Consider the following 17,541-nt stretch of genomic DNA (forward strand, 5'->3'; position numbering starts at 1 on the left):
GGTGGTTAGGATGCGACAAAAGGTAGCATCCCTTTAGTAGTACCACTTAAAGCGAAGGGCAGAATTTATCTTTCAATAACGTCATAAAAGCTTCGGTATCCGGGTCTTTTATGGAGTAGTACACGGTTTGCGACTCTTTACGAATGCTGACCAATTGCTGTTGACGCAATACCGCAAGGTGTTGTGAAAAAGCTGACGGGCTTAAGTCAAAAAACTGATGAAGTTGACCCACACTTTGTTCCCCTAAAGCCAGTCGGCATAAAATTTGTAAACGGTGGGGGTTACCTAAAGAGCGCAGAAAGTTTGCTGCATTCTGCGCCTCTTCCTGATGCATCTCTTGTGATTCAGTTGCACTCATGGTGTCTTTATTTTCCTGATTTTTCTAACTCACGCTCTGTTTTTAATCCTAAGACTTTTCTCATAAAAATGCCTGCAGGACAAAAACCCGTGAAAGATTGTTGAAATAAGTTCGCGCCAATAAATACGGTTAGCCATACCCAGTTAGGGTGAACCCAGTAGGTCAAAGCTACCGATAACAATACCATAAAGCTGGCAAATGCGGTTATAGCTCTTTCGACACTCATTATCGAACTCCTTAGTTTTTCTATTAAAATGCATACCGCATACGCAGATACGCGTTGTTGTTTTCGGTGAACTGGCCAAAAAAGGTCTCTGGACGTTCGCGGAAAAACAGGTTGAAGCCGCCGCTTAATGACCAGTTATCGTCAATGCGGTAGTCAAAAGTCGGCCGTAAATAGCCGTCGCTTTGATTCGGTGATACAAAAGCAAACAACGACAGATTCAGATCATCACGCTCGTCGCGCCAGGTTAGACGGGTGGTGAATACGGTGCGTGTTTGGTTGTCGCCTTTCTCTACGTAAGCCTGAAAGCCGCCGGTAAAGCGCGTCCATAATTCTTGCTCGTAACCAACCAGTGCGCGCCAATGATCTTCTGCATCATGACGGTTGTAATTGGCGACTTCAGTATTCACCAGTCCTGGTCCCAGAGGCATCCTAACGGAGGCGCCAACCACGGTTAAGCGGCCGAAGGTGGGTTGGAAGTTGTCAGTCACTGCCTCCGGGCTTTTGGTAAAGCCGTCGTAACCATAGACGGCGTATTCCACACCTTCGTGATTACGGAACAAGCGCAAAGCGTACTCATCGCGCGTGGGCTCAACAAACTGAATGGACGGATCGTCGCCTGTCAGCTGCTGGGTTAGCGGATTAAAATAAGAAATGCGTTCACCGCGAATGTAATTGTCGGGGTCAAACTCAGGAGACCAGACAAAGTCGACATTGAACCAGTCGAAGTAGCTGGTGATGCGCAGTGCGTCAGATGGTGCTTTCAAGTATTCTTGGTCACGCCCGACAAAGAAGGATTGCCAGTCTTTAGGGAACAGATCGTTAAGGAATAAGTAGTCGCCGGTGCCCCAGGTGAGTACCTGACGGCCAACTTTTATATCGGTGTTATCGAAAACCGTAAACTGAGCATTAAGTTCGCGAATTTGACCGTGCCAAGTTTCATCAAAGCCGTCGTACCAGCCGTCGGCTTTTGCTGTCCAGGCAATATCTTGCCAGCGTTCGTCAAAACCCAACTGTAGTCGAGGCTCAGCAATAGACAGACGCTTGTGATAGGGGGAGGATTCAAATCGTCCGCCTATTGCCGCCTCAACATAACCATAGACATCAATACCCTGGTCTTGTTCCGTTCCCCAGTCACTTTCCCATTCGTCATCCCCCCAGGAGTCCTGTGCCGATGCGGCCTGAGCCAAAGTGAAAAGAACAGTAAACGCTAAAATTTTCCGGTATGGCATAATTAGTCTCTCAGTTGTAACCATTCTGCCGGAGGGTTACGTAAGCTGCGCTCACTGAAAATACTGTCCGGTAAGCCAATGTCGTATTGCATAAAGCGGAATTGCATGTCGGTTTTACCGCCATTTTCAAGATCCGATATTCGTGAATGAGTCACAGTTGGGTAGCCTTGAACCGTTTCAATTTCTAGTACTTCCATTTTGCGATAAGCTTCGCCGCTGTCGTTATAGAAGGTGCTTTCTACTGGCAGCATGTGCTCTTTATCAATGACCACTTCGTAGTAGCTAAACTCAACCTTGTCAGAGTCTTTAGGTGTGCCTTTTAGCACGTACTTTGCATCGTCCTCCGACAGAACTTCATAGCTGTCTAAAGCGGTATCGCGACCGGAAACGTCTTCATAGAAAAAGTGTGAACCCACAAAAGAGGTGCGTTTATCGCCGGCAGATATGCGTTTCACCAAATCGAGATCAGGTAAATACAACCAGCGGTCATCGTCGTCGTTGACTTGTTTGACCACACGGAACACCGTGTCGCGCACGTCAGCAGGGCGTGAGAAAAATATCATCATGTCTTGTACGCCACCATCTTGTTGGTCTTTACGCAAAATGGTGAACTGCCGCATTTGTTGGCGACCCTGATTATCGGTAATAATCATCCGCGCTGCACTGCGCCCATCATCGCCCGAATAATAGGCATTTAATTCAGCCTGTTCGATAATGTCCCGGGCGCTTTTTTCTGCGCCAATAGCCTGGCCGCTAACAAATAGAACGGCGGCGGATAAAGCGGTTAACAATAGGTTTTTCATGATTGACCTCCACGGAATATAAGGCGGCTAAATACGGTCATAACCGCCGGGAGCATAATAAGTGTCACTATGGCGGATATGGCCATAATGCTGGCAAGGAAGACGCCAACCGTAATGTAAGGCACTAAAGGTGCGAACAGCAGTGGCGTAAAGCCAATAGCAATGACAATGGCATTGCGGGAAATGGCCCGGGCGGGCTCATCAAACATAACCACCAGAGTGTCTTTCCAGTTTCCGGTTTGTTTGAAGGTAGCGCGTGTACGTTCAATAAAGTGAATAGCAAAGTCCACCGATAGCCCAAGCGTCAGCGATGACAGAACGGCAATAGGCATGTCGTAGTCTTTACCGACCCAGCCGATAAGGCCATAAATGAAGGCAATGGTCAGGCTCAGCGGCAACATAGCCAGCACCCCGAATACCACCGAGCGGAACAGCAATATCATCATAATAAACACCACCACAAAGGCGCTGATTAAGCTGTCGAGCATGCCTTCAACCATGGCTTCCTGCCACACGACGTTCAGATAAGCTTTGCCGGCCCAGTCCATTTCAATGTTTGCAGGCAGAGGGTTGTCCTGAATATAGCTATCAACAGCGTTGACGACCTGGGTTACGTGCTGGTTGTCACCGCTGGTTAACTGCAACCACATTAAGCTGCGTTTGTAGTCCGGCGTAACAAAGTGCCAGAGGTCCTGCGGACGGTGCGATGACTGGTACTGCAACAAGGTTTGTGCAACGCCGCTGGCATTGTCCGGCAGCTCGTAGTCTTTTTCTTCACCGGAGCGCAATTCGCGGTTAACTGTCTTGACCACGTCGGACAAGCTGTTGGATTTCCCCACTAAACCGGTGGTTTGCAAATAGGCTTGCATTTCGCTCATGTAAGCCAGTAATTCCGGACTCTGGAACGCTTTGCTGGCGCTATTCAGCTGTTCCAACTTTGTCATTAAGCCTTCTAACGGCTCTAATTGGTCGGAACCTACGCTGAAGAGCAGATCGTCAATAGCGATAATCCACTGGTTAAAGTTCACTTGCTCTTGTTTTTGTTCTTGCTCAAGCAGAGCGCTTAAAGAATCGCGCGACTCAGCTGACAATGCATCGTTATTCAGGGCGTCACGAACCGCTGAACGAGCCTTTTCGGTCGTATCTAAGGTATTTTCAAATACTACATACGCGTTGTACGTCCCGGCAAAGTGGTCGTTTAATACTTCGTCAGCAATACGAACCTCGTGGTCAGGTTTAAACCAACGCACCGGGTTGTCGTTAATGTTTATTTGCTGAATACCGAACCAGGCAAAAGCCAGAACGGCCAGGAAAAAGGCTATCCACAATTTGGCGTGGCTAGCCGCGGTAGCCCCCATTTTTTGCAGCCAACCTTGTTTATGCCCGTCATGAGTCACTTGAGTAAAGCTTTCCAGCGTTGATGGCTTCAGTGCACAAATATAGGCAGGCACGAAAAGCACCGTAATTAAGAAGGCCAAAAGAATTCCGGAGCCAACGAAAGCGCCGAACACCTGCACCGGTGGAATTGGCGTTAGCATCAGCGAGTAAAAGCCAATAGACGAGGTAATTGAGGTAAATAGCATGGGTGTAAACAAGTGCCCCAGCACGTCTTTTATGGTGTCTTTTGCATTACCTTTTTCACGGTATCGGTCCGAAAACTCGGACATAATGTGTACCGAGTCGACCACGGCAATAGGCATTAGGAAAATGGCTATCATCGACGACATAATGTGTACGGTGAACCCGAGGGCAATTAATGCACCCATGGTAATAAGCACAGTAGACATCGCCACTATCATCTCTGCGCTTATGAAGCGCACATTGCGGAAGAAGAGCCAAAGCAGGGCGAAAATTACCGCTGCCGCTAATGGTGCGGAAATGCCCATTTGCACAAACATTTCATACCCAAACTGGTCTTCAGCCACCGGCAAGCCTGTAATGTGCCAGTCGTCGCCGCTCTCTAGGGTACTGATTTTGTCACGCAGTTGCTCCGCCAGAGCATAGCTCTGGTCTTTGCTCTCAATGGGTACATAAATAGCGGCTGCTTTGCCATCGCCAGAAACAATGGTGTTATAAAGCAGTGGCAGGTCTTCAACTTGCTGCTGAATGTAGCGAGCTTCGGCGTCATTTTCCGGAGGTTGCTTCATCATCCATTCAAAACGAATGGTGCCGGGCTCTTCCTGAGTAATATTGTCGACGTTAGCCAGCGACATCAGGTCGTTGCTAACAACCCCGTCCAGAGATTCCGCGTAATTCGACACGGTATGCAGGTCGGTTAATGTCTGTTGGTTATAAACGCTGTTCTCATTCACTAAGCCAACGACAATCATGTCATGCATAGCGAAGGTTTCTTTAACCTCATTATGAAAAACACGCTGTGGATTGTTGTCCGGCAGCATGTTCTCAGGATCGGTATCGATGGTAATAGACGGGATGAAGGCGGCAACGGCAATAGTGATCAGCGTCAATAACCAAAAAACGCTTCTGCGGTACCCTGTCGCCAATTTCATAATGATATCGATCATATTAATTCCGCATTAACTAATTTAGAATGATGCGAAATATAGTCTATAATTTCTGATTTGTCATCTCTCTTGATGAAAAAATAACAAGGCGACTTCTATGACAACACCTCATATTGCTGCACAACCAGGCGCTTTTGCCGAACTTTGTCTTTTCCCTGGCGATCCGTTACGCGCCAAGCACATTGCTGAAACACACTTAAGTGATGCAGTACTCATTAGTGATACACGTAACATGCTGGCGTTCACCGGCTGCTACCGAGATGTTCCGGTATCGGTAATGGGATCGGGTATGGGCATGCCGTCGTGCATGTTGTACGCACAGGAATTGTTTCAGTACTATGGTGTTCAGCAACTGGTTAGGGTGGGTAGCTGCGGCTCTGTCGCACCGCATTTAACGCTCGGCGACATTGTTGTAGCTCAGGGAGCCTGCACCGACTCTGCAATAAACCGTCATATGTTTGGTGACTATGATTTTGCGCCTATTGCCGACTACAACTTACTGAGCCGCTTTGTTAACCAGTGCGAAGCAAACCATCAGCGGATTGCCGTGGGTAATGTGTTTTCTACCGACAGTTTTTATCATCCTGACAAAAAGTTCAATCAAAAAGCCGAAGCTATGGGGATATTGGCTTTAGATATGGAAGCCGCTGCCTTATATGCCGCTGCTGCGGTTCATAAGCGTCAGGCGCTGGCAGTAATGACAGTGTCCGACGAGCTGCAAACTGGGCGAGGTCTGTCGGCGCTGGAGCGTCAAACCGCTTTTAACGACATGACTGAAATGGTCTTAAAAAGTACGGTTATTTATTAAACCGACGCACTTTATTGACCGAGATCAACTAACCGTTAGCTATTAAGTTATAACCCTATATTTCATGTGACTAATGCCGATGATTAGGCACAATAGCGAGTTTGTCGCTCAATGTATTCACATGAAGTGGAGTGGTTATGAAGTGGTTGGATAGGCTAACGCGACCGATTCAAAAGTTGTTTAATGTACTGAGCTTTCGCCGAAAGTTCAGCCTTATCGGTTTCTTGCTATTTCTACCGGTTATTGTGTTAAGCACACTGACTGTTAGCGACTCCCTCAACAAGAGCGGCGCGCTGGAGCAGAAACAGCAGGTAGCAACATACTGGTCTGGGTTTAAAGGCTTATTTGAGCATATTGCGAAGCATCGGGGGATGACCGGAACTGCGGAGCAGCGCCGCTCATTTTCAACGGACATTCAGCGTTCGGTGCAGCGAGTTGACCAACACTTAACGGCGTTAGCGGACTTAGCCCGCCTTAATGGCAAGCTTTCTGAAAACCGTGTCAGTGCGTTTAAACGCAGTTGGCAGCAGTTGAAAGGATCTACCGGCAAGTTTGACTCACATTCGCAGCTTATTGCACAGCTGCATCAAGCGTTAAAACAACTTAGTACCGATGCAAAACTGTTACTGGAAGATGACTTGGTCAGCCTGCAACTGGCGCGCTTAAGCACAGAGTCATTGCCGCAGCTGGTGGAGCTAAGCGGTCAGCTACGTGGTTTAGGTGCCCAATGGCTTAACAGCGCAAACTCGTCCTCTCAGCAGCAAGTGATGACCCTAAGTTACGTACTTGAAAGTGAAGTTGAACAATTTGTGCAGGCTGTTGAGGCGCTCACCGACAACAGCAACAACGAAACCCTAATGAGTCATGCTAAGGCGGCTGAGCAGCAGTTATCAATGTTCAGTGACTCTGCCGCCGAGCACCTAGCAAACCGCACCATGCCGGCTGACGACTTTTTTCGTGAAGGGTCGGCCGCTATAGGCACCTTGCTGGGTTTTTACGACGCTGTTATTCCGGTGTATCAGCAACGCCTTGACGCACGTCTGGCGAAACTGGACAGCGTTATCTGGAAAAACATTATTCTGCTGGCGATGGTGTTGTTGCTGCAACTGTTGCTGTTCACTAGCTTGTATTTAGGTATTTACCGGGCCATAGCGGCTAATATCAACATGGCCAAACAATTGGCCAACGGTGACTTGAACAGCCTGGGCGCTGCCGAGGGTAAGGATGAGCTGTCTAAAATTACCGACTACCTGAATTCTGTTGCCATAGAAACCAGCTACTCGGTCGATGCTATTCGTAAGTCCAGCGACGGTATGGATCGTCTGGGTGACGGCAACTATCAGGCGATAAAAGCCCTGGCGGAGCGAGCGAAAGAACAGGCGGCGCAAATGCAAAGCGCGGCGGCAGCGGTGGAGCAAATGACTGCGGCCATTAGCGAAGTGTCTGAGTCGACACAACGAGCCGCTACCGAGGCCGATAATACCATGACCTCGGCGCAGAACGGTCAGCAGGTAGTCAATACTATGGTTGAGGCTATTCAGCGACTTGAGCAGGAAGTGTCCGAGTCTCAGCAGGTTATAAAGACCTTATCGGAAGACAGCCAGGCCATTTCGAAAATTCTTCTGACTATTAATGATATTGCCGATCAGACCAATTTGTTAGCACTGAACGCGGCTATTGAGGCGGCACGTGCTGGCGAGTCGGGCAGGGGCTTTGCGGTGGTTGCCGATGAGGTTCGTCAGCTGGCGCAACGTGTACAGGCGTCGACCGGTGAAATCCAGAGCGTTATTGGGCGTTTGGAAACAAATACGGACAACGCCGTTCATACCATGGAGCGGAACAAAGCGCTGGCAGGTGAGAACGTTGAACACGCCAACAAAGCGTCTATGTCACTGACTGATATTGTCGAAAACGTGGGTGTAATTAACGACCTGAATACGCAAATTGCTTCTGCGGCAGAAGAGCAGTCAGCCGTCACCATGAACATTCAGGAAAACGTGAATTCGCTGTCAGAAAGCGCGAAAGTTATTGATGAGCGCTCTCAGGAAGCCTTGGAAAGCTCTGCGCAGCTTACTACCCTTGGAGGCGAAATTAAGTCGCTGGGTGACCGCTACTACATTGAAAATGCAGTTATTGAAAAACGCCTGCAAGAGCAGGATGTGCTCATCGAATGGTCGTCAAAGCTGGACGTAGGCATTGAAGAGATTAACCGTCAGCATCAGCGCCTAATTTATATTGCTAACGAGCTGTATCGACTGAAGTTGCGTGACGGCGACCAGCACGCCCTGCAACGCTTGGTGGACTCGTTAATAAACTACACGGCCACGCACTTTAATTACGAAGAGCTGCTCATGGAGCGAAACGGCTACCCGGACTTAGAAAACCACAAGGTGAAGCACAAAGAGTTGGTGCAAGATGTTATGCGCTTTAAACACCGCGTCGATAACCATGAAGACGTGATTGATGAGCTGTTGGATTTTGTGAAAGCGTGGCTAATGAACCATATTATGAAAAGCGATATGGCGTACAAAAGCCACTTAAACGGCAAAGGTATTCACTAACTTTTATAGGAACTTACAGCCCCAGGCTAATTACTGGGGCGTTGCTGCCTTCCTGCACAGCGCTAAAGGCATCTTTGCTGTTAATACCACGCCAGTCCATAGCAACCAGGGCCTGACCGGTGGCACCGCCCAGGCTGTTTCCTGGCCCTAAGAGCAACAGCTTGTCCGGGGCAAACTCGCGTAATGCCACACGAATAGCTCGGCTGTAGTCATAACATTCAGTGACCTGATGCCCAAAGGTATAGTGCTTCAAAGTCTCTTTATTAACTGCGCTGGGCTCCCAAATAACGCCACGCCCATCTACTAACGGTGTTTTGGGCTGAGAGAATGTGTCCACCGACCAATGCTTCAGAGCGCCCTCTGATGCGTCAGACATCAAGGGTGAGTGAAATGCCGCATGACCCGGCAAAATCATTGGGAAGCGATCATCAATCGGTTTTAACGATTTGCTGGCCGCTTGAATCGCCTCTGTTGTGCCTGCCAATAAGGCGTAACCACCATAACGAATGGATAAAAACAGCTCGCCCGGATGCTCATGAATGAGTGCGTCAATGGCGCTCTGTTTGTCAGCGTCGGGTTGCCACTGCTCATTCATTACCGGGTAAATTAACTGCGCACCGTCGGCCTTTGCGGTACGCTGAGCCATATCTGTGACAATTTCCATAGCCGAGTCAGGCTGCCAAACACCAGCGCACGTTAGCGCTGTGTACCAACCCATCGAGTTGCCGGTAATGGCGACAATGTCGTATTGGTTGGTATCAATAGCCTGAAAGTCGGCATAGCCGGCGCCATAAATGAGCGCAGCGGAGTTTTCCGGGGCGTAGTGGACTTTGTGCTTGAAGGTAGGCTCGCTGTCGAGCTCGCTGACTGTGGGGTAACCAAGTTGCTGACGTACACGATCAAAGGTGTCTATTAGCCTGGCTTGTTGCGGTAAGTGTCGGCGTCCAATAGAGCCTAGCTCTGGCTTGTTATAGCCGCCACGTCCGGGGCAAACGACAACAGCGGTTTGTTTCATAGCGACAGTTGTTCCTTCAAATATTCGATAATGTCCGCTTTTTGCGGTAAAACCGTATTGGCGGCGCCACCCAGCGGAATAAAGCAGTCTTTCGCGGTAATACGGGCAATGTGCAGCCCATCCAGGTTCTCATGTAACGCGGTGACCAGCTCCTCGCTCAAAGAGCCGCGTTGGCGGCACTCGTCGACAACCAGTAGTTGTTTGCTATCGCCTAAAGCCGCAATGACCTTATCGATATTAAGTGGCACTAAATAACGCAAATCGAGAATACGAATACGCTGCTCTAATGACAGCTCCGCACACGCCTGGCGCGACAGGTAATAGCCATTGCCATAGGTAATAATGGTCAGCTCGCCGCCGGAGCCGTAACTGCCGGGCTCGCCGAATGCCGGAAGTTCTGTGCTTTCAGGCGGAAATTCATTGAGCCAGCCGTTGTCGCCTTCTTCGAGTAAGTCCCGAGTCATATAAAGCGCTATGGGCTCTAAAAATATGACCACGCGTTTTTGCACATGAGCGAGTTCTATGGCCTGACGCATCATTAATACGGCGTCGTACCCGTTAGAGGGGCACATCACAACAACCCCGGGTATGTCTCTAAAAACCGCGAAGGAGTTGTCGTTGTGGAAGTGCCCGCCAAAGCCTTTTTGATAGGCCAGGCCGGCAATACGAATGACCATGCCGTTATGATACTGGCCGTTTGAGAAAAACGGTAAGGTGGCGGCTTCGCCCCGAATTTGGTCTTCAGCATTATGTACGTAGGCTAAAAATTGAATTTCCGGTATCGGCAAAAAGCCTTGTTGCGCAAGACCAATAGCCAGCCCCAGTATGCTTTGCTCGTCGAGCAGTGTATTGATAACCCGGTTCGGACCAAATTGATTAAAGAGTTGATTGGTCACGTGGTACACGCCGCCTTTCTTGCCGACGTCTTCACCAAAGGTCAGGGCGTTTTTACACCGCGACATGGCTTCATGTAATGCCCAGTTGATCATCTTGCCCAGTGGCTGTGGCTTACCCCAATTACGCTTGTCGAACGCCAGTACACTCTTAGTGGGCTTTGGCGCGCCGGGCAATGGCGTATGGCAGCCCGATGAGGGGTGTATGGAAGCCATAACATGGTCCGCACAGGTGAGTTTTGGTCGCGAGGACGCATCGACCGCAACACGGGTTATTTGTTGTTGCCAGCGGCTTAAGCGCTTACTGAGTTCGGTCGCTGAACAAATACCTCGAGCAATAACTTGCGACGCGGTTTGCAGCAGTACGTCGGTTTCAAACGCCCGCTCTATATCGTCTTTGGTGCGGTAGGCAATTTCGGCATCCGCGCCCGCATGACCAAAGAAACGCTGAGTTTTTAAATGCAGAACAGCCGGCTTACCGGTTCGGCGAATAAACTCAGCGGCTTGCTGAGCCACCCGATAGGTTTCTATAGCATCGCCGCCGTTAGCAAAGTAATAACGAATACCGGTATAGCTTTGTAATTGCTGTTGCGTCCAGCCGTTAGGTGTCCGTGTAGAAATGCCAATGCCATTGTCCTCGCACACGTACAAAATAGGCATGGGCATGCCCTGATAGCTAGCCCAGCCGGTGGCGTTCATGGCACCAACGGCTGTCGAATGGTTGGCTGAGGCATCACCAAAGTTGCACACCACTATTGCATCGTCAGGCCAGGTACCATCGTGCGCTGTGCGTCGACTAAGGCCAATGGCGTAAGCCGTACCCATGGCTTTGGGTAAATGCGAGGCGATAGTCGAGGTCTGCGGTGGAATATTCAGGCTGAGGCTGCCTAACACTTTATGACGACCACCGGAAATAGGGTCTTCGCTGGAGGCGCAAAACGACAGCATTAAATCGTAAAGCGGGTGGCTGCCTTCAAGCTGTTTGGCTCTTTGTAGGAAGAAAGCGCCGCTTCGATAGTGCAAAAATGCAGGGTCAGTGAGCTTTATTGCAGCAGCAATAGCCGCATTGGCTTCGTGGCCGGCACTGCCAATGGTATAAAAACTTTTTCCCTGACGTTGTAAGCGGCGTGACTCTAAGTCTGCGAAACGACTGGTAGCTTGACTGTGAAACAGCGAGAACAGTTGCTCGTCGCTTAACTCGCTGTCGACAGCGTGAGTGTCGATGGAGAACGGCGCAGGCAAATCGCCTTGCGCCACTCGTTCAATAAAGTCCTGCTGCCAACCATCGGGTTCGCTGCGCATAATAACCTCTTAAAATGCAGGAATGTCGGTTTGAGCCCGACCGAGAATTAATGCGTGAATGTCGTGGGTACCTTCGTAGGTATTTACAGCTTCTAAGTTCATGACATGACGAATAACATGATACTCGTCGGCAATACCGTTACCGCCGTGCATGTCGCGAGACTGGCGGGCAATATCCAGCGCTTTACCACAGCTGTTGCGCTTTATTAAAGAAATAGCGGTTGGATTCAGCGTGCCGTTATCGAGCTCTCGACCAGCTTGCAGACAGCTCAATAGGCCTAAGCTAATTTCCGTTTGCATGTCCGCCAGTTTTTTCTGTATTAACTGGTTTGCCGCCAGCGGGCGACCAAATTGGCTGCGCTCCAGCGTATATTGTCGTGCAGCGTGCCAGCAGAATTCCGCCGCACCCAGCGAACCCCAGGCTATGCCATAACGCGCTTTGTTTAAGCAACTAAAGGGACCTTTCAAGCCTTTCACTTCCGGGAAAATATGGTCTTCTGATACTTCAACGCCACCCATGACAATTTCGCCGGTAATAGACGCACGAAGTGAGAATTTCCCGTCAATTTTGGGTGCGCTCAGGCCTTTCATGCCTTTTTCTAAAACAAAACCGCGAATGTCTCCGTCGAGTTTTGCCCACACCACAAATACGTCTGCGATAGGAGAGTTGGTTATCCACATTTTCGTGCCGGATAACACATAACCGTTGTCGGTGCGCTTAGCGACCGTGCGCATGCTGGCAGGATCAGAGCCCGAGTCAGGCTCGGTCAAACCAAAGCAGCCAACCCATTCGCCGCTGGCTAGCTTCGGCAAATACTTTTTACGCTGTGCTTCAGTACCAAAGGTATAAATAGGGTGCATGACTAACGAAGATTGCACACTCATGGCACTGCGGTAGCCGCTGTCAACGCGCTCGATTTCGCGGGCAATAAGGCCGTAGCTAACGTGGTTTACACCGCTGCCGCCGTATTCTTCCGGTAACGTCGAGCCCAGCAAGCCCATCTCACCCAGCTCGCTCATTATGGCGCGCTCAAAATTTTCGTTACGGTTGGCTTCCAGCACTCGTGGCATCAATTTTTCTTGTGCGTACTGGTGAGCGCTTTCCTGAATCATTTTTTCTTCATCTGACAAAGCGTTTTGCCAGTTGAGTGGATCGGACCAGTTAAAACCAGCGGATGACATGTAACCTCCTGAAGTAGCGTTATGCGACGCGGCGCTCTAATGCGCTTAAATTATTGATGATCAGAATAGATTGCCGTGTATCGATAAGGGAATCTTCCTTTAACGATGTGAAAATACGACTGACGGTCTCAACGGCTAAACCTAAATAGTTAGCAATGTCGGTACGTGTCATAGGCAATTGATATTCTTTTCGAGACAGACCATGTTGATGCATATGTGTGCTGATGGAAAGTAAAAAGGCGATAACTTTCTGTTCTGCGCTGGTGTTAACGATGTTCAAATAATGCTTACTGCATTCAGCCAAACGGCGACTCATTAATTTTAGTAAGTTACTTTCTACGCCGGCCAGCTCCTGAGCAAATAATTTACCTAACTTAATTTCGCAGAGCATGGACGTTTCCAATGTTTCGCAATAGGTTGCTGCTTTACCGCTAGCAAGTGTCTCGAGCCCAATAATATCCCCAATCATGTGGAAGCTTGTAATTTGCTGTTTACCATTACTGTCAATGGTATAGCATTTTACCGAGCCGCTTTTTATGACAAACACTGATTTTAAAGCCCTATCTTCACTAAATACAAGACTGCGCTTTTTATAAAGATGTGGTTCGCGACTACTCTTATCGAGAATTTCAACATCACTTGGAACTAGTCCTGCCGGTACGCAAATGGACTGCATACTGCATTGGCTGCAATGAATTGGGGTACGCATAGTCATCTCATCTAATGAATTATTGATCTGGTTCACTATACAAAACCCTCCAAATGATTTATCTACCTCTAAAGAGAGTGAGGTAGCTACCTCTTTGCTTGTAGAATGTCGATGGCCTCGACTGGGCAAACTGCATAACAGTTCGGTGTATCGTAATAATCTTCGCACTCGACGCACTTGTCCTGGTTTATCTCGTAAATGCTGTCGCCCATAGAAATAGCTTCGGTTGGGCATTCAGGTTCGCAGATATCGCAGTTAATACAACCGTCATTAATGACAATCATGCTACTTTCCTCACTGCTGCTTCTTTTATGAGAAAGCAATAGGGAATATCGTGTTCGTCTATCGGAAAAGGTGTCTGAATTTTGAGCTGGTAGCCTGATCCCGGCGCACGGATCATGGCTTCGTCTTTTAGTGACTCCATGCGTGCCAATTGAAACGGATAATTGCCTTTGGGGGTCATCAGCAGTAATTCGTCACCAATGGAAAAGCCATTTTTTACCACCACCTCATAAACGGAGTTGCTGTCTGCTCCCCCAGCCAGTTGGCCCACTAAAATATGCTCACCTTCACTGTGCGAGCGTTCATAATTCTGCAAATCTTGTGGCGTATGGCGTTGTAAGAAGCCTGCGGTAAATCCACGGTTTGCCATACCATTTAACTCTTTAAGAAGCTCGGTATCAAAAGGCTTGCCGGCAACCGCGTCATCAATTGCCCGGCGATACACCTGAGCGGTTCGGGCAATGTAGTAGTCTGATTTGGTACGGCCTTCAATTTTTAGTGAGTGCACACCCATGTCCACTAAGTCATTTACATATTCCACGGCGCGCAGGTCTTTGGAATTCATGATGTATGAGCCGTGTTGATCTTCATCGAGTAACATTAAGTCTTGCGGACGCTTCGGGTCGCCGAGAAGTACAGGTTCATATTGACCCACAGCGTTTTCCTTTGCTTCGTGCACTTCATAACCCCAGCGACAGGCATTGGTGCAGGCGCCCTGATTGGGGTCGCGCTTGTTCATATAACCAGACAACAGACAGCGACCAGAGTAGGCCATGCATAAAGCGCCGTGTACAAAAACTTCGATTTCAATATCCGGCACGTGTTGGCGCATCTCGGCAATTTCTTTCAGCCCCAATTCGCGCGACAAAATAACGCGTTCAATACCTTGTTGTTGCCAGAACTTAAGAGCCGCCCAGTTAATGGTGTTGGCCTGTACCGACAAATGCAGGGGCTGTTGCGGGAAGTGCTGTTGTAGCAGCATCACCACGCCGGGGTCAGATACAATAAGTGCGTCGGGCTGCATCTCGACAATAGCGCTGATGTGTTCAACGAACTTTGCCAGTTTGGCATTATGTGGCGCAATGTTGACCACCACATAAAAGCGCTTTCCCTGTTGGTGTGCTTCGTCAATACAGTGGCCTAAATTCTTCAGGGTAAAGCTGTTATTGCGTACCCGAAGACTGTAGCGAGGTTCACCGGCATAAACAGCATCCGCACCATAAGCAAAAGCCATACGCATGGCTTCTGGACTACCGGCAGGGCAAAGCAATTCTGGGCGAAAATGAGCGGCTGGCATAAAACACCTGTATGACCAAAGTGGCGGCAAAGATTAACAGAAATAAGCTTGTCGATAATTGATGCATATCAAGGCATGTAACCCCGTAGTACCCCTTAAGTGGTAGTTTTTACCCCCTCTTCAAGGTAATTTCGCTCTATAGCTTGCTCTACTAAGCTGTGCACACTACGCCGAGCTACCGGCTCTAAGCTCTTTCATTAGGGTATGAACGGTATGCCGTGGCAATTCAGCCACCAGGGTGCTTTTGGAAACGGAAGTACCTCCCGAACTTGGAAAGGTGTGATATGCAACAATTACAAGATCGCTTCGCGCGCCGCTTTACCTATTTGCGCCTGTCATTGACTGAAAGCTGTAACTTTCGCTGTGACTATTGCCTTCCCGATGGCCCTGACTGCAGCTCCCGTAAGTATGAAATTACTTTGCCTGAAGTGCGCCGTCTGGTAACGGCTTTTGCCAAACTGGGCACCACCAAAATACGCTTGACCGGTGGTGAACCTTGCCTGCGTAAAGACCTGACGGAAATTATTGCTACCTGTAAGTCGGTTCCCGGCATTGAGAAAGTGGCAATGACTACCAATGGCTACCGCATGAAGCGCGACTTACCCGCCTGGCGTGACGCCGGTCTGGACGCAATTAATGTCAGTATCGACAGCCTGGATCCCAGTACTTTTCATCTGGTGACCGGGCAAAATAAACTTCCGGAAATTATTGAAGGTATCGACCAAGCGGTTGATATGGACTTTGCAACGGTCAAGGTCAATACCGTGCTGCTAAAGCAATACAATGGCGGTGAGCTGCCTGAGTTTCTCAAGTTTATTAAAGACCGCAATGTGGCGTTGCGATTCATTGAGCTAATGCGTACTACGGATAATACAGAATACTATCAGCGTCACCATGTCAGTGGAGAAAGCATAAAACAGCAGCTTCAGTCCGAAGGCTGGTCGCTTACTTCAAGAGCGGACAACGCTGGCCCGGCGCAGGAGTTTACGCACCCTGACTACAAAGGGAAAATGGGGCTTATTATGCCTTACAGCAAAGACTTCTGTGACGACTGTAACCGGCTGCGGGTTTCCAGCCTGGGCCAGCTGTTCTTATGCCTGTTTACCGAACAGCATCAGGATATTCGCAAGTACTTACAAAGCGATGATCCGGAACCGCTGATGAACGCACTGCGTGACAATATTATGTTGAAAGAAGCGACTCACGGCTTGCACGAGGGTAACAGCGGAGCAACGCGCCATCTGGCGATGATTGGTGGTTAATATGGTCGGCTCTAACCTAAGTGCTTCTTTTAGCAGCATACTGCTGGCTGGCGGGCGTTCTTCCCGAATGGGGCAGGACAAAGCTCTGCTGCGTTTTGGCTCTGAAAGCTTACTGGATTACATGCAGGCGAAGCTATCGGAGTTGGGCTGTCGCGATATTATTGTTAGCCGCAATCAGCCGGGGTTCGTAACCGATACTCTACCGGGACAGGGACCTTTGTCTGGCTTACATGCCTGCCTTCCGCATTGCCAGTTTACTAAAGTGCTGGTGGTACCGGTGGATATGCCGGCGCTGACAGCTGAAACCTTACTGCCGCTGCTCAGCAATAAAGCGCCAGCAACTTACTATCAGGACTGCGCGCTACCTTGCGTGCTAACCAATAGTACCGAGCTACAGGCGGATATTGAACAGCAGCTATCGGCCCCCGATGGTCGGCGATCAGTTTTTGCACTGCTGCAACGATTTAACGCGCAAGCCTTGCCCTGCCAGAACGAATCACAACTGGTCAACACCAATACCCCGGAACAATGGTCGCAACTATGTAAAATTCACGGCCAAACTCAGGAGTGGATGCATGAAAGCTAATAAATCCTTTGAGCCACTAAACATCGCTGTGGTGACTTTTTCAGATAAACGCACCCGGGCGGATGACAGCACCGGCGATCTGCTGCAGAATCTCATGGAAAACGACGGTCACAAGGTTGTGGAACGCGAAGTACTGAGTCACGACAAATACCAGATTAGAGCGTTGATCAGCCAGTGGATAGCGCGTGAAGATATTCAAGTTGTGGTAACCAATGGCGGTACCGGTTTTGCGCTGGATAATGTGACCCAGGATGCCCTGATGCCACTTTTGGACAGTCATATCGATGGCTTCGGTGAGTTATTTAGGCAGCTGTCTTTTGCTGATATCGGCACCTCTAGTATGCAGTCCCGGGCTTTTGCAGGGTTAGCGAACCGCACCTTAGTTGCCGCGGTACCAGGTTCTGGCGGCGCGGCACAACTGGCCTGGGACAGTTTGCTGGGACCTCAGCTGGATTCTCGCCAGGGCCCCTGCAACTTCGTCGGCCATCTGTCATAAGGAAAAC

At 49.4% G+C, this 17,541-nt stretch carries 16 protein-coding genes and 1 riboswitch; of the genes, 5 read left to right on the top strand and 11 right to left on the bottom strand.

What is annotated here, in order from left to right; translation table 11 throughout:
- Positions 1 to 46: 46 nt before the first annotated feature.
- The 5 genes from ACP7H9_RS06300 to ACP7H9_RS06320 are packed head-to-tail and all read right to left on the bottom strand — an operon-like array spanning position 47 to position 5,141.
- Complete coding sequence (locus ACP7H9_RS06300; protein WP_439222378.1) at positions 47 to 358, bottom strand: ArsR/SmtB family transcription factor; 312 nt, start codon at positions 356 to 358, stop codon at positions 47 to 49.
- A gap of 7 nt (positions 359 to 365) precedes the next feature.
- Positions 366 to 584: a YgaP family membrane protein gene (locus ACP7H9_RS06305; protein ID WP_439222379.1), complete on the bottom strand. Its 219-nt coding sequence runs from the start codon at positions 582 to 584 to the stop codon at positions 366 to 368.
- Positions 585 to 607: 23 nt separating this feature from the next.
- Positions 608 to 1,813: a hypothetical protein gene (locus tag ACP7H9_RS06310; RefSeq protein WP_110012981.1), complete on the bottom strand. Its 1,206-nt coding sequence runs from the start codon at positions 1,811 to 1,813 to the stop codon at positions 608 to 610.
- Between the two features lie 2 nt (positions 1,814 to 1,815).
- On the bottom strand, positions 1,816 to 2,616 hold the full coding sequence (locus tag ACP7H9_RS06315) for an outer membrane lipoprotein-sorting protein (protein ID WP_439222380.1): 801 nt from the start codon (positions 2,614 to 2,616) through the stop codon (positions 1,816 to 1,818).
- Complete coding sequence (locus ACP7H9_RS06320; protein WP_439222381.1) at positions 2,613 to 5,141, bottom strand: efflux RND transporter permease subunit; 2,529 nt, start codon at positions 5,139 to 5,141, stop codon at positions 2,613 to 2,615. Before ACP7H9_RS06320 ends, ACP7H9_RS06315 begins: the two co-directional genes overlap by 4 nt.
- Positions 5,142 to 5,238: 97 nt before the next feature.
- On the opposite strand from ACP7H9_RS06320, the gene deoD reads away from it, so the two are divergent.
- Both deoD and ACP7H9_RS06330 read left to right on the top strand, forming a co-directional pair.
- A complete protein-coding gene (gene deoD, locus ACP7H9_RS06325) occupies positions 5,239 to 5,949 on the top strand; it encodes a purine-nucleoside phosphorylase (protein ID WP_439222382.1) in 711 nt (236 codons plus the stop codon).
- 137 nt (positions 5,950 to 6,086) lie between these two features.
- On the top strand, positions 6,087 to 8,510 hold the full coding sequence (locus ACP7H9_RS06330; RefSeq protein ID WP_439222383.1) for a bacteriohemerythrin: 2,424 nt from the start codon (positions 6,087 to 6,089) through the stop codon (positions 8,508 to 8,510).
- Between the two features lie 13 nt (positions 8,511 to 8,523).
- On the opposite strand, the gene ACP7H9_RS06335 is transcribed toward ACP7H9_RS06330, so the two are convergent.
- Genes ACP7H9_RS06335 through trhP form a run of 6 tightly spaced genes read right to left on the bottom strand, consistent with a single transcriptional unit; the run spans position 8,524 to position 15,190 of the window.
- The gene (locus ACP7H9_RS06335) at positions 8,524 to 9,525 is read right to left on the bottom strand and encodes a malonyl CoA-ACP transacylase (protein ID WP_439222384.1); all 1,002 of its coding nucleotides are present in this window, start codon (positions 9,523 to 9,525) and stop codon (positions 8,524 to 8,526) included.
- Positions 9,522 to 11,720 (bottom strand): thiamine pyrophosphate-dependent enzyme, encoded by a 2,199-nt coding sequence (locus tag ACP7H9_RS06340; RefSeq protein ID WP_439222385.1) that lies wholly within the window; start codon positions 11,718 to 11,720, stop codon positions 9,522 to 9,524. The genes ACP7H9_RS06335 and ACP7H9_RS06340 overlap by 4 nt, the downstream gene beginning before the upstream one ends.
- Before the next feature lie 9 nt (positions 11,721 to 11,729).
- On the bottom strand, positions 11,730 to 12,902 hold the full coding sequence (locus ACP7H9_RS06345) for an acyl-CoA dehydrogenase (protein ID WP_439222386.1): 1,173 nt from the start codon (positions 12,900 to 12,902) through the stop codon (positions 11,730 to 11,732).
- 19 nt (positions 12,903 to 12,921) lie between these two features.
- Positions 12,922 to 13,647: a helix-turn-helix domain-containing protein gene (locus tag ACP7H9_RS06350; RefSeq protein ID WP_439222387.1), complete on the bottom strand. Its 726-nt coding sequence runs from the start codon at positions 13,645 to 13,647 to the stop codon at positions 12,922 to 12,924.
- 50 nt (positions 13,648 to 13,697) lie between these two features.
- Positions 13,698 to 13,895 carry a 4Fe-4S binding protein gene (locus ACP7H9_RS06355; RefSeq protein WP_439222388.1) on the bottom strand — a complete coding sequence of 66 codons (198 nt, stop codon included), beginning with the start codon at positions 13,893 to 13,895 and terminating at the stop codon, positions 13,698 to 13,700.
- Positions 13,892 to 15,190: a prephenate-dependent tRNA uridine(34) hydroxylase TrhP gene (trhP, locus tag ACP7H9_RS06360; RefSeq protein ID WP_439222389.1), complete on the bottom strand. Its 1,299-nt coding sequence runs from the start codon at positions 15,188 to 15,190 to the stop codon at positions 13,892 to 13,894. Before trhP ends, ACP7H9_RS06355 begins: the two co-directional genes overlap by 4 nt.
- Positions 15,191 to 15,346: 156 nt before the next feature.
- Positions 15,347 to 15,486, top strand: a riboswitch (molybdenum cofactor riboswitch).
- Here trhP and moaA point away from each other — a divergent pair.
- The 3 genes from moaA (at position 15,475) to ACP7H9_RS06375 (ending at position 17,534) form a co-directional block, all read left to right on the top strand.
- Entirely contained in the window at positions 15,475 to 16,452 is a 978-nt protein-coding gene (gene moaA / locus ACP7H9_RS06365) for a GTP 3',8-cyclase MoaA (protein ID WP_054488684.1), read from the top strand. Its footprint overlaps the riboswitch before it by 12 nt.
- A 1-nt stretch (position 16,453) precedes the next feature.
- The gene (gene mobA, locus ACP7H9_RS06370) at positions 16,454 to 17,038 is read left to right on the top strand and encodes a molybdenum cofactor guanylyltransferase (RefSeq protein ID WP_439222390.1); all 585 of its coding nucleotides are present in this window, start codon (positions 16,454 to 16,456) and stop codon (positions 17,036 to 17,038) included.
- Positions 17,028 to 17,534 carry a molybdenum cofactor synthesis domain-containing protein gene (locus ACP7H9_RS06375; RefSeq protein WP_439222391.1) on the top strand — a complete coding sequence of 169 codons (507 nt, stop codon included), beginning with the start codon at positions 17,028 to 17,030 and terminating at the stop codon, positions 17,532 to 17,534. Before mobA ends, ACP7H9_RS06375 begins: the two co-directional genes overlap by 11 nt.
- Positions 17,535 to 17,541: the final 7 nt, after the last annotated feature.

Source organism: Idiomarina sp. ST20R2A10, from assembly GCF_051842345.1.
Classification (GTDB): Bacteria; Pseudomonadota; Gammaproteobacteria; order Enterobacterales; family Alteromonadaceae; genus Idiomarina; species Idiomarina loihiensis.

Excerpts from the sequence above, each read along its gene's own strand:
- ACP7H9_RS06300 (WP_439222378.1), bottom strand. The coding sequence starts at position 358 with ATGAGTGCAACTGAATCACAAGAGATGCATCAGGAAGAGGCGCAGAAT.
- ACP7H9_RS06305 (WP_439222379.1), bottom strand. The coding sequence starts at position 584 with ATGAGTGTCGAAAGAGCTATAACCGCATTTGCCAGCTTTATGGTATTG.
- ACP7H9_RS06310 (WP_110012981.1), bottom strand. The coding sequence starts at position 1,813 with ATGCCATACCGGAAAATTTTAGCGTTTACTGTTCTTTTCACTTTGGCT.
- ACP7H9_RS06315 (WP_439222380.1), bottom strand. The coding sequence starts at position 2,616 with ATGAAAAACCTATTGTTAACCGCTTTATCCGCCGCCGTTCTATTTGTT.
- ACP7H9_RS06320 (WP_439222381.1), bottom strand. The coding sequence starts at position 5,141 with ATGATCGATATCATTATGAAATTGGCGACAGGGTACCGCAGAAGCGTT.
- deoD (WP_439222382.1), top strand. The coding sequence starts at position 5,239 with ATGACAACACCTCATATTGCTGCACAACCAGGCGCTTTTGCCGAACTT.
- ACP7H9_RS06330 (WP_439222383.1), top strand. The coding sequence starts at position 6,087 with ATGAAGTGGTTGGATAGGCTAACGCGACCGATTCAAAAGTTGTTTAAT.
- ACP7H9_RS06335 (WP_439222384.1), bottom strand. The coding sequence starts at position 9,525 with ATGAAACAAACCGCTGTTGTCGTTTGCCCCGGACGTGGCGGCTATAAC.
- ACP7H9_RS06340 (WP_439222385.1), bottom strand. The coding sequence starts at position 11,720 with ATGCGCAGCGAACCCGATGGTTGGCAGCAGGACTTTATTGAACGAGTG.
- ACP7H9_RS06345 (WP_439222386.1), bottom strand. The coding sequence starts at position 12,902 with ATGTCATCCGCTGGTTTTAACTGGTCCGATCCACTCAACTGGCAAAAC.
- ACP7H9_RS06355 (WP_439222388.1), bottom strand. The coding sequence starts at position 13,895 with ATGATTGTCATTAATGACGGTTGTATTAACTGCGATATCTGCGAACCT.
- trhP (WP_439222389.1), bottom strand. The coding sequence starts at position 15,190 with ATGCCAGCCGCTCATTTTCGCCCAGAATTGCTTTGCCCTGCCGGTAGT.
- moaA (WP_054488684.1), top strand. The coding sequence starts at position 15,475 with ATGCAACAATTACAAGATCGCTTCGCGCGCCGCTTTACCTATTTGCGC.
- mobA (WP_439222390.1), top strand. The coding sequence starts at position 16,454 with ATGGTCGGCTCTAACCTAAGTGCTTCTTTTAGCAGCATACTGCTGGCT.
- ACP7H9_RS06375 (WP_439222391.1), top strand. The coding sequence starts at position 17,028 with ATGAAAGCTAATAAATCCTTTGAGCCACTAAACATCGCTGTGGTGACT.